14 protein-coding genes are annotated in these 14,670 nt (G+C 44.1%); 7 read left to right on the forward strand and 7 right to left on the reverse strand.

What is annotated here, in order from left to right; translation table 11 throughout:
• Window position 1: 1 nt before the first annotated feature.
• Window positions 2-400, forward strand: a complete 399-nt coding sequence (locus tag CLV98_RS14090) for a response regulator (RefSeq protein WP_109674996.1) — start codon at window positions 2-4, stop codon at window positions 398-400.
• A 196-nt stretch (window positions 401-596) separates the two neighbouring features.
• Here CLV98_RS14090 and araD read toward each other — a convergent pair whose 3' ends face one another.
• From araD to CLV98_RS14105, 3 genes are all read right to left on the reverse strand, one after another.
• Window positions 597-1,301: an L-ribulose-5-phosphate 4-epimerase AraD gene (gene araD, locus CLV98_RS14095; RefSeq protein WP_109674998.1), complete on the reverse strand. Its 705-nt coding sequence runs from the start codon at window positions 1,299-1,301 to the stop codon at window positions 597-599.
• A 36-nt stretch (window positions 1,302-1,337) separates the two neighbouring features.
• On the reverse strand, window positions 1,338-2,993 hold the full coding sequence (locus CLV98_RS14100) for a ribulokinase (protein ID WP_109675000.1): 1,656 nt from the start codon (window positions 2,991-2,993) through the stop codon (window positions 1,338-1,340).
• A 167-nt stretch (window positions 2,994-3,160) separates the two neighbouring features.
• A complete protein-coding gene (locus CLV98_RS14105) occupies window positions 3,161-3,859 on the reverse strand; it encodes an NUDIX hydrolase (RefSeq protein WP_109675002.1) in 699 nt (232 codons plus the stop codon).
• Between the two features lie 620 nt (window positions 3,860-4,479).
• Between CLV98_RS14105 and CLV98_RS14110 the strand changes: the two genes are divergently transcribed.
• The gene (locus CLV98_RS14110; RefSeq protein WP_109675004.1) at window positions 4,480-5,691 is read left to right on the forward strand and encodes a hypothetical protein; all 1,212 of its coding nucleotides are present in this window, start codon (window positions 4,480-4,482) and stop codon (window positions 5,689-5,691) included.
• Between the two features lie 232 nt (window positions 5,692-5,923).
• On the opposite strand, the gene mtgA is transcribed toward CLV98_RS14110, so the two are convergent.
• Window positions 5,924-6,613: a monofunctional biosynthetic peptidoglycan transglycosylase gene (gene mtgA, locus CLV98_RS14115; protein ID WP_109675006.1), complete on the reverse strand. Its 690-nt coding sequence runs from the start codon at window positions 6,611-6,613 to the stop codon at window positions 5,924-5,926.
• A 127-nt stretch (window positions 6,614-6,740) separates the two neighbouring features.
• On the opposite strand from mtgA, the gene CLV98_RS14120 reads away from it, so the two are divergent.
• Window positions 6,741-8,018 (forward strand): DUF2851 family protein, encoded by a 1,278-nt coding sequence (locus tag CLV98_RS14120; protein WP_109675009.1) that lies wholly within the window; start codon window positions 6,741-6,743, stop codon window positions 8,016-8,018.
• Here the strand turns inward: CLV98_RS14120 and CLV98_RS14125 are convergent.
• The 3 genes from CLV98_RS14125 to CLV98_RS14135 all read right to left on the reverse strand — a co-directional run bounded on the left by CLV98_RS14125 (window position 8,015) and on the right by CLV98_RS14135 (window position 10,212).
• Window positions 8,015-8,215 (reverse strand): hypothetical protein, encoded by a 201-nt coding sequence (locus tag CLV98_RS14125; protein ID WP_025764576.1) that lies wholly within the window; start codon window positions 8,213-8,215, stop codon window positions 8,015-8,017. The genes CLV98_RS14120 and CLV98_RS14125 overlap by 4 nt on opposite strands.
• 91 nt (window positions 8,216-8,306) lie before the next feature.
• Entirely contained in the window at window positions 8,307-9,725 is a 1,419-nt protein-coding gene (locus tag CLV98_RS14130; RefSeq protein WP_109675010.1) for a CCA tRNA nucleotidyltransferase, read from the reverse strand.
• A gap of 109 nt (window positions 9,726-9,834) precedes the next feature.
• A complete protein-coding gene (locus tag CLV98_RS14135) occupies window positions 9,835-10,212 on the reverse strand; it encodes a globin domain-containing protein (RefSeq protein WP_109675282.1) in 378 nt (125 codons plus the stop codon).
• Between the two features lie 313 nt (window positions 10,213-10,525).
• Here CLV98_RS14135 and CLV98_RS14140 point away from each other — a divergent pair, with 313 nt between their 5' ends.
• The 4 genes from CLV98_RS14140 to CLV98_RS14155 all read left to right on the forward strand — a co-directional run bounded on the left by CLV98_RS14140 (window position 10,526) and on the right by CLV98_RS14155 (window position 13,676).
• Window positions 10,526-10,978: an SRPBCC domain-containing protein gene (locus CLV98_RS14140; protein ID WP_109675012.1), complete on the forward strand. Its 453-nt coding sequence runs from the start codon at window positions 10,526-10,528 to the stop codon at window positions 10,976-10,978.
• A 109-nt stretch (window positions 10,979-11,087) separates the two neighbouring features.
• Window positions 11,088-11,462 (forward strand): DsrE family protein, encoded by a 375-nt coding sequence (locus CLV98_RS14145; protein ID WP_109675014.1) that lies wholly within the window; start codon window positions 11,088-11,090, stop codon window positions 11,460-11,462.
• 136 nt (window positions 11,463-11,598) lie between these two features.
• On the forward strand, window positions 11,599-12,687 hold the full coding sequence (locus CLV98_RS14150; RefSeq protein ID WP_211320041.1) for a M12 family metallopeptidase: 1,089 nt from the start codon (window positions 11,599-11,601) through the stop codon (window positions 12,685-12,687).
• 383 nt (window positions 12,688-13,070) lie between these two features.
• Window positions 13,071-13,676: a hypothetical protein gene (locus tag CLV98_RS14155; RefSeq protein ID WP_146202284.1), complete on the forward strand. Its 606-nt coding sequence runs from the start codon at window positions 13,071-13,073 to the stop codon at window positions 13,674-13,676.
• Window positions 13,677-14,670 lie beyond the last annotated feature (994 nt).

Below are 14,670 nucleotides of genomic sequence, written 5' to 3' on the forward strand. Positions count from 1 at the left end.
CATGAAAATAGCGACTCATTTTATCTTGATTGACGACAGCTCCTTTGACCTGTTTATCTATGAAAAACTACTGTTGAAAAGTGGTATGGCACTCTCTGTACAAAAGTATTTTTCGGCAAAGGAAGCTTTCAACTGGATAAAAAATAATGCGGAAAATATGCCGGAATCGGTCATATTGCTCGATCTTCAAATGCCCGATATGAATGGTTTCGAATTTGTAGACGAATACAGCGGCTTACCCGCCGAAACCAAGGAAAAAATCGATATTTTTATGCTCTCTTCCACTATCGACAATAGAGACATAGAAAGAGTAAAATCCAATCCTTATATCCTGGACCTTCTCTCGAAGCCTTTGGATATAGAGATGCTGCATACGAATCTATTAAGATTAAAGAAGTAGCAGCAATAACCATTCATGAAATCTATAAACCATAAAATCAATTCAATAAGATGTTTTTCAGCCTATTCAAAATGGTTCAGGGGCGGTTCTCTAAAGATAAAATAGAAGCGGCTAAGACCAGTACTAAAAAAATTTCCCGGCAAGAAGCCCTTCAACAGATGAGGAATCTTGCCAAGAAATCGGATTCTTAATATCCCTAACAGCCTTGCCCATAATAAGCATCTTTGCCATGCTTTCTGAAGTAGTGCTTCTCAATCATCGTGGACTTGATAGGACTAGTTTCAGGATTGATCTGCAGGGTTAAATAAGCCATTTTGGCGATTTCTTCGAGGACTATGGCATTATATATGGCCTTGGCGGGATCTTTCCCCCATGTAAATGGCCCATGACAAGCCACCAAAATCATCTCTACTTCCTGCGGACTCATGGCCCCTTCCTTTAGTGTTTGGATAATTTGATGCCCTGTTTCTATTTCATAATCCCGGGTAATGGCCTCATCGCTCATCACTGCTGTGACCGGAATAGGCTGCACCAAATGATCGGCATGGGTGGTTCCCAAGTTGGGAATAGCCTGCTGGGCCTGGGCCCAGGCCACGGCATAGGTAGAGTGCGTATGGCAGACCCCACCTATCTCTTCGAAATTTTTATATAATAAGGTATGTGTTTTAGTGTCGGATGATGGACGTAAGTTTCCTTCGACAACTTGGTTCTCCAGATCGACCACCACGATATCCTCCACCCGTAAACGGCTGTAAGGAACCCCGCTGGGTTTTATGGCGATCACACCGGCCTGTCTGTCTATGCCACTTACATTGCCAAAGGTGACGATGGCCAGGCTCTCCCGTGGAATCTCCATATTGGCCTCGTAGACCATCTCCTTCAAATCCTTATACTTAGACATATTAGCTATTTTTTTAGAATGGCACCCCGCTGGTTCTTACACCACCTGATTGGCTATAAATACATTTTCCACAAAATCTCCTGCTTGCAAATACTTGCCATAAAGGTGCTGATAAATCTTGGATTCTGCCTCCCTTGGCGTGTATATGGCATCGAAGCCCGTGCCCATGGCCTGCTGGGCGGCATGCACATTGGGATGAATACCCGCTACTACCGACGCAAACATGGCCGCTCCTAAGGCGCAAGCCTGGTCGGCTCTGGCTACTTTAATAGGCACTTGCAGTACATCCGATAAGATTTGCATCACAAAGTCCGATTTACGAGCCACCCCGCCTATCGCTATTACCTCCTTAATCTTTACTCCTTCACTATCGAAACGCTCCACGATACTCTTGGAGCCAAAAGCAGTACTTTCTACCAGGGACTTAAATATTTTGATGCTGGTTATCCCCAAATCCAACCCCATGATCGAACCCTTTAGGGTATGATTGGCATCGGGTGTTCTACGCCCATTGAGCCAGTCGACCGCCACCATATCGTCCTTCGTAACGGGAAGGGCCTTGGCCTTTTCGGCCAAGTATGGGATAATTTTATCATGGATTTCATCGGCTAGCTCACTCCCTAGCAAATCCTTCACCGGGTTCAGAATTAGCTTGGCAAACCAGGCATAAATATCGCCAAAGGCCGACTGCCCCGCTTCCATCCCAAGCATGCCCGGCAGCACCGAGCCATCGACCTGCCCACAAATCCCCTTAATGAGCAGATGTCCCACTTCGTCGTTGGGGGCCACCAGTATATCGCATGTCGACGTCCCGATGACCTTGCACAGGGCGTATGGTTCTATCATGGCCCCAACGGCACCCATATGCGCATCAAAGGCTCCGACACCAATCTTTACGTCGGCAGGTAAGCCCAGGCGCTGAGCCCACTCCGCCGAAATGGTACCCATGGCGGCATCGGCAGTATAAGTATCTTGATAAAGCTTGTCACGTAGCCCCGAGAGTAAGGGGTCTAGCTTCGTAAGAAAATCTTCGGACGGTAGCCCATCAAACTCCTCGTTCCACATGGCCTTATGGCCCGCCGCACACCTGGACCGCCTCAATGTCAGGGGATCGGTATTTCCCGTAAGTTGCGCAGAAATCCAATCGCAATGCTCTACCCAAGAAAAGGCCTTCTCCCTAATGCGGTAGTCGGAACGCAAAGTCTTTAATATTTTTGCCCAGAACCATTCTGACGAATATATCCCCCCTACATACTTAGTAAAGTCTATTTCATAATTGCGCACCAAATGATTGATTTCCTCAGCCTCCGCATTGGCCGTATGATCCTTCCATAGGATAAACATGGCATTGGGGTTGTCGGCAAATTCTGGAAGCATGGCTAAGGCTTGCCCCGACCGGTCGACGGCCACCGGAGTGCTCCCCGTTGTATCGATTGATATCCCCTTTATTTGTCCAGCTATGGAAGCGTCACATTGCCCCAATGCGTCCACAACCGCCCCCTCCAGGCATTCTATATAATCCAATGGATGCTGCCTGAACTGTGATTTGCTGGCATCACAGTACAATTGTTGCTTCCATCGTGGATAGGCTCTCACCGCCGAGGCCTCTTCTTGCCCATTGGCAGCGTTTATTACCAAGGCCCTTACCGAGTCGGTACCATAGTCTATTCCTATAACATACTGGTCCTTCATATCATAAAATAATTTAAGAATACCTTATTGATTTTCCCCGAACAAATATAAACAAATAATTCAATAGTGTTTTTTTGACACATTTATTTTTACGAAAATATGGTTCTGCCCCCCAAGTACTTAAAGACTACTGGGACGGAAATAATGAAAGAACTGTAGAAGGAAAACTATTTCATGGCATCCGCCATGAAATTCCAAAAAGCGTGGAATTTTTCGTTATAACGCACTTTGTCTAGTCGGTAGAGAGTCGCTTTCTTGGTTGTAGAATGAATATTTTTCATTCCCGTATCGATCAATAAAGAAGTAGAAAGTAGCTTTCTGCTAAAATTGCGCCGATCGATCGGTACATTATAGATGGCCTCATACAACTTTTGTAATTGAGGTATAGTAAAAGTTTCGGACAGCAATTCGAAGCCAATAGGGTGTAAAGCGGCTTTATAACGTAGGTGGTCGATGGCCTCCAAAACCATTTGATTATGATCGAAAATAAGGCTAGGGCGCTTATCGAGCTCTATCCAAAAGGCATTATGGTTTTTTACCGATTCCTGATCCGACTCTTCGATTTTGATTAAGGCAAAGAAAACCACGGAGACGGTCCTTGAACCAGGATCTCTATTTTTCTCTCCTTTTACGGTCAGCTGCTCACAGTAAATATTGGTAAGGCCAGTCAAATCTTTTAATATCCTACTCGCTCCCTCTTCTAAGTCTTCGTTTGGAAACAGAAACCCACCCATCAACGACCAATTACCTGACTCGGGCTCTAGCTTTCTTTTAACTAATAATAATTTTAAATCCTTTCCATCAAAACCAAAAATAATACAATCAATGGCAACGAAGACTTTTAACGAATCGGGATATCTAACCATATAAGGCAATTGTTTGTTGAAGCGCTTAGAAGAAAAAACGATTTAGTACTACTAGACCTGGTTCTTTAGAAAGACGAAGTTTCTTAGTATTTCCCCTTCCACAGATAAAATTTAAATGAATAAGTTACAAAAGTAACACTATCCCATGGAGCTTCCATGCTACAACCACCCTTTTAGGGCTTCTATTCTAAAATTAATCACCCCTATTACCCGCTCCTCCCTGTTTTGTCTGATCCAATCGCTTCTATACTCCAAACGAAGGATCAAACATTTTTTTGCAACAATGTTGCATTCATAGAGAACATAACTATATTTGCAACATTGTTACATTTAAATTCCGACTTAGCTTCACCATCTAAACGGGATCCTTTTGGCTTAGGCTCCTTTTGATTGATACTCCATTATATGACCGAATATTACCCCTCCATCCCTATTCATCTTACTGCCTATCCACACCCTTCCTATCCTCTAGTGGGCCATAGAAAAATACTCATTTTAACCATGAAGCGAGGACCACCCTTACGCTGTAGGCGCCAAGCCGACGACAGTCCCTAAGTCTAACACCCCAAAAAAATCTTTTTCACCGATTATTATCCATGATTAATTTATCATTATTAAAAATGAAAACCATCTACAGCCATTCCTACCTCCTACTTATATTGGTAGCATTCGTATTTCAATCATGCCAAAAAGACAATCACGACCCTGAACCCGATGAAACTTCCAAAGAATTCACCTATCTAAGGGTGCTCGTATCGGATGTAAACAGTAACACGCTTTCATTATTAAAACCTGCCTCAGGCGAGATGGAAGGTTTTTCAGCAAAATTCCCCAAATCCGCGCTTTACACGACGGAGTCGGGAAGATTGGCCGGGATCGTTCACCGGGAAAATAATCTTACCGAAACGTTTGATATCGGTCTTGAATTTCATGGCGATCATATCGGTACGGTTGGCACACCCAAATTCGGGGCCTTACTAGGTGAATCGGCCTTACCTACCCATTTTAAAAGTAAATATGGCCAAATACTTACCTTTAATGATGGCGATGGCACCCTGTCAGTGGCACAGGAGTCGGACGTGCATACTTCAGGTGCAAAATTCTCGACGATCCAGGCCGGTTTATTGGTTCATCACGGAGCTATGGCTCTGTTCTCTAATGGGAATTATGCCGTTACCGTAAAGGACAATTCCATCAGTGGCGTGCTTCCTGAGCGTGTTAAAATCATTAATTCGGCGGGGCAGACCATTCACGAGTCCACCTTGGCGGTGCAGGGCATTCATGGAAATGCCTCTGACGGTACTTACGCCGTGTTTGGATCGGCTAGCGGGGTATTCGTCGTAGAACAAGATGGAACACAGAGGTTAATTGAGTACCCATCCAGTTTTGAGACGGCCTGGTTTGGAACCATCCTAGAAACATCGATTGCGGGAAAATTTATCGGCTATACGGCTGCTAAAGGGGCTTACCTAATCGACGTCACCGCCAATACCCTTACCCCAATTATCGAGAACACCGATATTATGCAATGCAAAACCAGTTACGATCTATCGAAGCTTGGCGTGTTACTTCATTCGGGTGTTTTCAAATGGTATGACCTAGCCACCCTCAGCTTACAAAATGAGGGTTCCATCCTGGCGGCAACCGCTAAGGATGCCAGCCAAAAACCACAACTGGTCCTATCTCAACGATTTGCCTATATCACGCTTCCTACTTCCGGAGAGTTGCTTCAGGTGCGACTCCAAGATTTAGCCTCTCAGAGTAAGCATTCCATGGGGGGAACTCCTTATCAAATCACCCTATTAGGTTATGAAAGCAGTGTGGGGCATTGACCCACGCCTTTACCTATTAATAGGCCCCACTATACCTTCTATTCAAGGGTCTGTAGCCTTCCTGCTGCACCGATCCTATAACGCTTGCTAAATAGCGCCTATACCGTAAAACTGCTCTCATTATTAGAGCGGTTTTACGGTGTGGCTAATACCTTCTCTAATACTTGTAGGGGCCCATCCCAAGCACTTTCGGCAATTCGGGCATAACCACGGGGCTATAGACCTGAGCGAATTATTTTAGTTCAGCGATGTATTTCTGCCCCCCTAGGTAGCGCATTTGCCGTACAATCTGTTGTGTACGTTTGTTAACATAAGCTGATGGGTTCTTAATAGACAATCGAATCGGATTGGGCAATACTGCAGCGATACGGGCGGCTTCCGCACGGGTAAGCCCCTTGGCAGCTTTTTTATAGTAGCGTTGCGAGGCAGCTTCGGCACCAAATGTTAAGCGACCCATTTCGGCCACATTAAGGTATACTTCCAGGATCCTTTCCTTGCCCCATATCAGTTCGATCAGGACGGTAAAATAGGCCTCTAATGCCTTGCGCACATAACTTCGGCCGTGCCATAAAAAGACATTTTTAGCCACTTGTTGGGATATGGTACTGGCGCCCCTGACCCTTTTTTTCTCGGCCGTCATGGCATTATAAATCTCATCGAAATCGAACCCCCAATGTGTTGGGAAATTCTGATCCTCGGACGCTACCACGGCTAAGGCAAGCTCCTTAGATATATGCTCATAGGGCTCCCAATCTTTATATAACTTGGCATCGCCGTCTGAGGCCATGGCTTCCAGCTTGGTGCTGATCATATAAGGAGTAAACCATACCGGTACATATTTTAAAGTAATCACCCATACCAGGGAGATGATCACAGAATAAACCAAAAGTCTAAGTATTATAAATAAAAAGCGACTGAGCATATAAATATTTAGGGTATAACTACGAAACTTAGCGGGTCAAATCACCTACAAATAACCGAAACTATTCAGGTTTCGCCAACGTTTCTAGTTTAAATCGGTTTTTAATTTTCACGAAACACCGACCTTCATGAACGAAGAGATTCTAAGCTTTATTTGGCAATTTCAATACTTTGAAAAAAAAGAGCTCTTAACCGATGAAGGTCAGGCCATCACCGTTCATCAAATAGGCCAACGAAACAGGACTTCGGGTCCCGATTTTTCTGGAGCCCGCTTAGCCTTAGACCAACTCCTATGGGTCGGCGACGTAGAAATACACGTAAACGCCTCGGATTGGCACCGCCACCAACATGGTCCCGACCATGCCTATGAGTCGGTAATCCTGCATGTAGTATGGAATAATGACCAGCCTGTTGCCAGGAGGGACGGAACCCTGATCCCCACCCTAACACTCAACGGATTGGTACGGCAGTCGGTCATCACCCAATACCACCAGCTCGTGGACTCCCCCTTGCCCATCCCCTGCGCCGACCAGTTTGAGGCGGTGTCGAGCCTCGAAAAACTCGTCATGCTCGACCGGGTATTATTGGAGCGGCTTCAAAAAAAAGCGGACAAAATCCTGGAAATATGGACAGAAAATTTATCGGATTGGGAGGAAACGGTTTACCAGCTCCTCGGTCAACATTTCGGTTTCAAACTCAATGAAGCCCCATTTGCTCGGCTGTGTAGCCTTTTGCCTTGGAGGCTGATCCGACAACAAAAAGACAGAATACTTCCCCTAGAGGCCCTTCTGTTTGGCACGGCGGGGCTCATCCCCGAGCACCCATCCGACGACTATGGGCTATCTCTACAGACGGAGTATGCCTTTTTATCAAAGAAGTACCAGCTGCATACCCAAATGGTCCCTACCGAATGGAAACTTCTAAGGCTACGACCCGTCGGATTTCCCACCATTCGGATCGCCCAATTTGCCCAGTACCTAGCTCAAAGTGAATCCTTATTCACGCATTTTGTAAACACCCCCAGTCTTTCAAAAATACAACAGATGTTTCATTTAAAACAGTCGCCCTATTGGGTGACCCATCATCAATTTGAAAAAACGAGTACCCGCCCCATCTCCTTCATGGGCAAGGAATCCACAAACACCCTAATTATTAATGTAGTAGCTCCCTTGCTGGTAGCCTACGGCACTACCCGCAAGCTTCCCGAGCTCATAGACAGGGCCTTGCTTTTCTTAGTATCCTTACCAGCCGAAAATAATCGAATCACCCGACTCTGGAAAACCTTAGACATGAACGTTGGGACGGCCGCCGACTCCCAAGCCCTGTTGGAGTGGCATGCTCAATATTGCAGTCAAAAAAAATGCCTGCAGTGCACCGTAGGGGCCAAGCTGATAGAGCGAACTTAGCTCCTGCTAATCAGGTTAACGCCGGTCACCAAAAATACGGTCCCCAATAAAAATGGAACTACCGAATTCCATTTGCTGACCGTTAGCCCCAATACGGGCTTATCGGATAAGTATGCTACGCAGGCGAAGAGCAATACCGATATCCCTAAAATTGTCAATAATGCCCCAAAGAAGCGTTTAAAGCGTGTACTTTCCATGTTCAGGTACTATAAAATCATTTACATTATATAAAAAAATCCGTCAATCCAATCCGAATTAAAACATCCCCAATCAAAAGAATTCAGCGGGCTAAGCTATGGGTTTTATTCCCATTTCGGCCCCAATTTTGAGCATATAAGCATAAGCTGGCTCTAGCTCATTGGGAATAAGTCCCTCCAAAATCGCCTCTCTAACGGCCTCTTTGATCTCCCCAACTTCCCGTGTGGGCTTAAGACCAAAGGCTTCCATAATTTGAGCTCCAGTAATGACAGGCTGAAAATTACGCAGTTTGTCTCTTTCTTCAAGGTCCTTTAATTTCTGTTCTACCAAATCGAAATTCTGAACATATTTTTTAACCTTCAAAGGGTTTTTGGAGGTAATATCGGCCCTACAGAGTTTCATTAGGTCTTCGATATCCTCCCCCGCCTCTACCAAAAGCCGCCGCATAGCCGCATCAGTAATATTATCCTTGGTGAGCACGATCGGTCTTAAATGCAAACGGACGAGCTTCTTTACAAAACGCATCTTTTCATTTAATGGGAGCTTCATTCTCCTAAAGATGGTAGGCACCATTCTAGCCCCTACTTCTTCATGATTATGAAAAGTCCAGCCCACTTTTTTATCGAATTTCTTGGTAGCAGGCTTGGCGATATCGTGAAGGATGGCCGCCCAGCGTAGCCAAAGGTCGTCGGTAGTTTCCGAAACATTATCCAGCACCTGAAGGGTGTGGTAAAAATTATCTTTATGTCCTTTTCCCTCTATATTCTCTACACCTTGCAGCTCGATCATCTCCGGAAAAATGATGCCCAACAATCCCGAATGATACAAGAGTTTAAAACCGTAGGAAGGGGTTTTGGCCAAAATAATCTTATTGAGCTCATCGGAAATACGTTCCATAGAAACGATCGAGATCCGATCTTTCATGGCCATGATCGCCTCAAAGGTATCGGGTTCTATATCAAAATTGAGCTGGGTAGCGAACCTGATGGCCCGCATCATGCGCAATGGATCGTCCGAAAAAGTAATTCCGGGTTCTAGTGGAGTCCTTATAATCCTTTTGCGCAAGTCACGCAATCCATCAAAAGGATCTACTAGCTCTCCGAAGTCCTTTTTGTTAAGACTTATCCCCATGGCATTGATGGTAAAATCGCGACGGTTCTGATCGTCCTGCAGGCTTCCATCCTCCACGGCAGGTTTTCGGGAATCGGACTGATAGGACTCCCGGCGAGCTCCTACAAATTCGAGCTCCAAGTCGCCTTGCTTGATTTGAGCGGTGCCAAAATTCTTAAATATATGCACCTGCACCTGCGGGCCAAGCAGGGCTGCAACCCTTTCAGCTAGGGCTATACCACTACCCACCGTCACGATGTCGATGTCTTTACTGGGACGTTTGAGTATCAAATCTCTAACAAAACCACCTATCAAATATACCTGCTCCCCTAGCCCTTCCGAAGCTTCCAAAACACTGGAAAGAATAGGGTACTCTGTTAATTCTTCTTTAAAATTCATACTGCAAAGGTAATGTATCCTTATAATGAATGTACATGCGTTGATTCAATGGCCAGAAAATTATTTATTCTAAAACCCCGTGCCGACTCTAAAAGAAAGCCGCTATACGTCATGAATTTTTATTCACCATAAAAAATGCTGTCTTTGGAAAACGGCTAAAGAGCTCTTCCTTTAAGGGTTCCGATAGGGGGAGCTCACCGATGGCCTCAGCCATACAGCGAAGCCATGCTACTGCGTCCTCTTCAGTAATGGCATGAGGCATATGCCTGGCGCGCATCATAGGATGGCCATGAATATCGGAGTACAACTGGGGGCCGCCCAGAAACTGTGTTAAAAACAACCGCTGTTTTTCTTTGATTTCCTCTTTATTATTCTTAAATAGATGAGAAATCTGTTCATGCTCAAAAACCAGATCATAAAACCGATCGGTAAGGGCGCGAAGGGTGGTATCCCCTCCAATACGTTCATATAAGCTTATGTGGTCCATGACCAAAATTCGCATTATTTATGATCCGCTGCAAATTCCATAGCACGTCAACTCCATATCCACTGCTTTCCATACAAAATTACAGTGGCCATGCCCGCCTGTTTTACCCCTACCATAGGAGGGAATTAGCATCATCGGAGGATGTACCTACCAAGCCTGTCTACTTTTTTAGTGGTCATCCCTACTGTCTCGGATCGCTCCCGGCGGCCTGAGACCTAGAAAAACGAGGAATGAACCTATGGATTGTAACAGGTGCACTCGAGGAAATGCGCCATCAGTAACCATTTAACGGTCTATTTTAAAAATCAAATTTATGGAAAATCAAGAATCGAAAGACCAACCCAAACCCACCATCACCGTATCCATCCTGGTGGAAGCCCCCCTTAGTACCGTATGGGATTACTGGACCCAGCCCAAGCATATACAAGGGTGGAACTTCGCTTCACCCGACTGGCATTGCCCTAAGGCCAGCAACGAATTGCAGGAGGGCGGCCACTTTTCCTATACCATGGCGTCAAAAAATGGGCCCGAACAATTCGACTTTTCGGGCCGGTACACCGCTGTGGTCCCCTTAAAAAGCATAGCCTATACCATGGACGATGACAGAAACGCAACGGTGACTTTCACGGAGTTAGAAGCAGGCATAGAAGTCATAGAAACCTTTGAGGCCGAAAACCAAAACACGCTCGAACTTCAGGAAATGGGCTGGCAGAGTATCCTTAAGCATTTTAAGGCTTACGTAGAATCGCAAGCGACGGCAGTGTAACCTGCCGTATTCCAAGGCGCCTGCAGGCCCATAGTCACACAAAAAATTATGGCTAGCTATACTATTAAAGGCTTCTATTTAGTTTTCTAAGGGTAACATAAATACTATAATGGAAACCACAGACACCCCCCAAAAAGATTATAAAACGGTCGTTCAATTAACCTCTGACGAGCCTAGGGTATTTAAGAGCATGATCCGTCAAATCGGAAACCTCCTCGATTATTTGGATGGAAGAGTATCAGTAGAAATCATATGTCATGGTGCATCAGCGGCTTTTTGCAGGAAAGACGACAACCCCTTCCAGGCAGAGCTCCAGGCGCTTCAGGCACGAGGAGTCCTCATAATGGCCTGTATCAAGATGTTGGATTCCGCTTCTTTGAATCAGGATCAGCTCTTAGAGAAAACGATCATTATCCCTTCGGGGATAGGCCGGCTGGTGCTGCGGCAGCATGAGGGCTGGAGCTATATTAGAGCCGGGATATAATCTAAAAATAGAACCCGTACTAGCAAATAATAGGAAAAACAATTGTGTAAACGGTATTCTTTTGCAATATTATTTGATTATATTGTACTATCAAGACAGGACAACAAATCGTTTCACAACTAACACGATCTATCCTATGAAAGCGCAAGAATCCCCTAAAAAAAAGGATGGTACGACATCGTCGTACTGTAAGCTTATGTCCGTCCCTCCGAGGCCGTTAGCACCCGATGTGGTGGGCATGAGGGCTAGCATGATCTTAATGTCTCGAAACAAATGGGCGAATGGCACCAAATTGAAATACTATTTTTTCAATGGAAGCAACGATGGAAGTCCGTCCACTTGGAAAGGCACTAAGGCCCAGATGGATGTGGTTCGCGCCGCCTTTGCCGCCTGGAAAAATGTTGGGATAGGCCTAGAATTCACCGAAACTTCGGATAAAAACGAGGCAGAAATCCGGATCGGTTTTATGCGGGGAGATGGCTCCTGGTCGTACCTGGGTCGCGACATCATCGACTTTGTCCCATCGCCTGACGAACGTACGATGAATTTCGGATGGGATATCAGCAATGAGATTGACACCGCCATCCATGAGATAGGACATACCTTAGGTGCTCCACATGAACATCAAAATCCATTTGCTGGCATTGTCTGGGACGAAGAGGCCGTATATGCCGCCTTGGCCGCCCCACCCAATAACTGGTCAAGAGAGACTACCTTCCACAACATTATTAGGAAGCTGAACCCCCAGGAGGTAGAAGGATCCACCCATGACCCCAATTCGGTGATGCATTACCCTTTCGGACCTGGACTGATTTTGGAGCCAGAAGGATTCCGTAACGGTATATTTCCTGCCGGTGGACTATCGGCCAAGGACAAAGAATTTGTGGCTAAGTTTTACCCCCCCTTTCCTAAAAATGATGAAGTAGAAATGACACTGGGAAAATCGGAAATACTGAATATTGAGGCTGGGGGCCAAAAGAATTTTATTTTTAAACCCAAAATCTCAAAACGATACAAAATAGAGACATTTGGCCAAATGGATACGGTCATGGTACTACTGGAACGTACCGCTACCGACGACATCTATATGGCTGGCGATGATGACAGTGGCACCTGGTTTAACTCAAAACTACATATACGCCTCATTAAAGGACGTGAATATGTGATCCGACTCCGATTATACTATGCCGAAAGTCATGGATCTGGCTCCATTATGGTTTATTAATCGAGATCCAAGAGCGAAATGGAGCGTTTTATAAACAAAAAAACCTCTGAAAGGAACATTTTCAAAGCAAATATTAGAAAGAACTAATCTTTTTTCTAATATTTGCTCGAATTATTTTACACTATTTATCAATATTTATGCCATTTTTTTTATTTTGAACCTCCAAACACTTGACTAAAATTCAAGCCATGTTACAAAAGATCTTGAAGGTAGGTCCTTTATAGTTCTAAGCACTGCTGTAGGTTTTAAACAAACACATTATAATCCTTTATTCAGAGAGCAATTCATTGTAAAATGTCCCTTGAGTTGACAAATTGGTAGTTGCAACAAAAGATCTAGTTTAAAACGGATCGTCATGAATCGCCTCAAAAGTACAGAATCAAATGAAAACCATTGTCTTGCTGTCACTTACGATACTAGGGGCATGCTCCCAAAAGAAGGAGAACCGCCCGTTAAGCCAACTGCAAATGGCTGAAAACATTCCTGTAACCCAGCAATATACTTATAATAAAACGACCCAAGACGGAAAGAAAATCAAGATCGTTGAAACAAGAATCAAGGACATTCGATTCGCCGAATTAACCATCTACACCGAAGGATATCGTCGCAATATCCCCTTAGAAATTGGAGCCATCGACCCGGTCGATCGGGTGGAGCTGGCCGACATCGATCAAAATGGAGAGGAAGAGCTCATTATATTCACCAAAGAACTTGAAGGGAATCGTAAGGGCGATTTTATGATATTGGCCAATTCAACGGAAGGGGAGCTTACAAAAATTGAAACCGAACCGCTAGATCCCAAGGAATATTTAAGGGATGGAATGTTGGAAGGGTACTTGGGTTTCGACCGCTTTAGCATAGAAGAAGACCGGCTGGTAAGAACCTACCCGTATTTTGACGTTAATCAGTATAATAGCAAGAATAACGGAAAAACAAGGCAGGTAATCTATAAATTACATGATTTACAAATCCTGATGAAGGCTCCATAGCTACCGCAAAGATCAGAAGATCGACATCATAAATCCTAATCAACTCCTATCCCCAGGGCAGTACTACGATTTTTTGTAAACAATGTCCCCACTCGAACCTACTATACAAACTATCTATCGATAATCTACCTCGTACCGCGCGTGATGAACATAAAAATAGATACTTAATAGCACGCCTTATGGTATTGAGTTCACCGCCCTCATCCAGTTACTATAGATAGTTTTAAAAACCAGCGTTTCATCAGGCGATTCAACTTTTGACAAAGGGTAGTTTGTGTAAGAAATGCATGGATCGGTTTCTGGGTAGTTTAGTAATTTATATTGATTATAAATTAGGCAGGTTCTAAATTTAAAATTACCCTAATTATTCTTATTTTTCTTCTTTGACCCCATGTAACCGAATTAAAATAGATTGAACCTTGTACGGTTTCCAGCAAACAGGTATTTATAAGTTACCCTTATTAACATTAAGATTAGTAATTGAAATCCTATAGAAATATGACTATACGGATTGCCAATTCATTTTAAAACTTTGATATTTCGGCCCGAAATATAGGCTAAATATATTCTATATGCTTTCAATTAGGGCCATATTCAAATTTGACTCCAGTATCAAAGCAAGTGATTATTATATTACAATAGGTCACTTGGAATCCTTTGTAAAATATAGAAACTTCTATTAATCCATATTAAAACAATACCAACACCTACGTGTACAGGTAAACGTTATTCTATTTACCCCTGACAAAGAACTTGTACACGGTAAATAAGGCTGTTGGTCAACGGTATACCGACTGTTTAAGATACCTTAAGATATTTCTATAAGGTGGATTAGTACCTACCCAACAGACGACCCAGCTTCTCTAACAAACCTACTTCTCGAACTATTACGAAACAATCGATTTTAAACTACCCATAAAACATTCATAACAAGCAGGTTATAAAGACTTGCAACTATTCATTCGGTCACTATATTTGCATCAAAACAGAAAAA

The organism is Dyadobacter jejuensis, from assembly GCF_003149085.1.
Taxonomy (GTDB): domain Bacteria; phylum Bacteroidota; class Bacteroidia; order Cytophagales; family Spirosomataceae; genus Dyadobacter; species Dyadobacter jejuensis.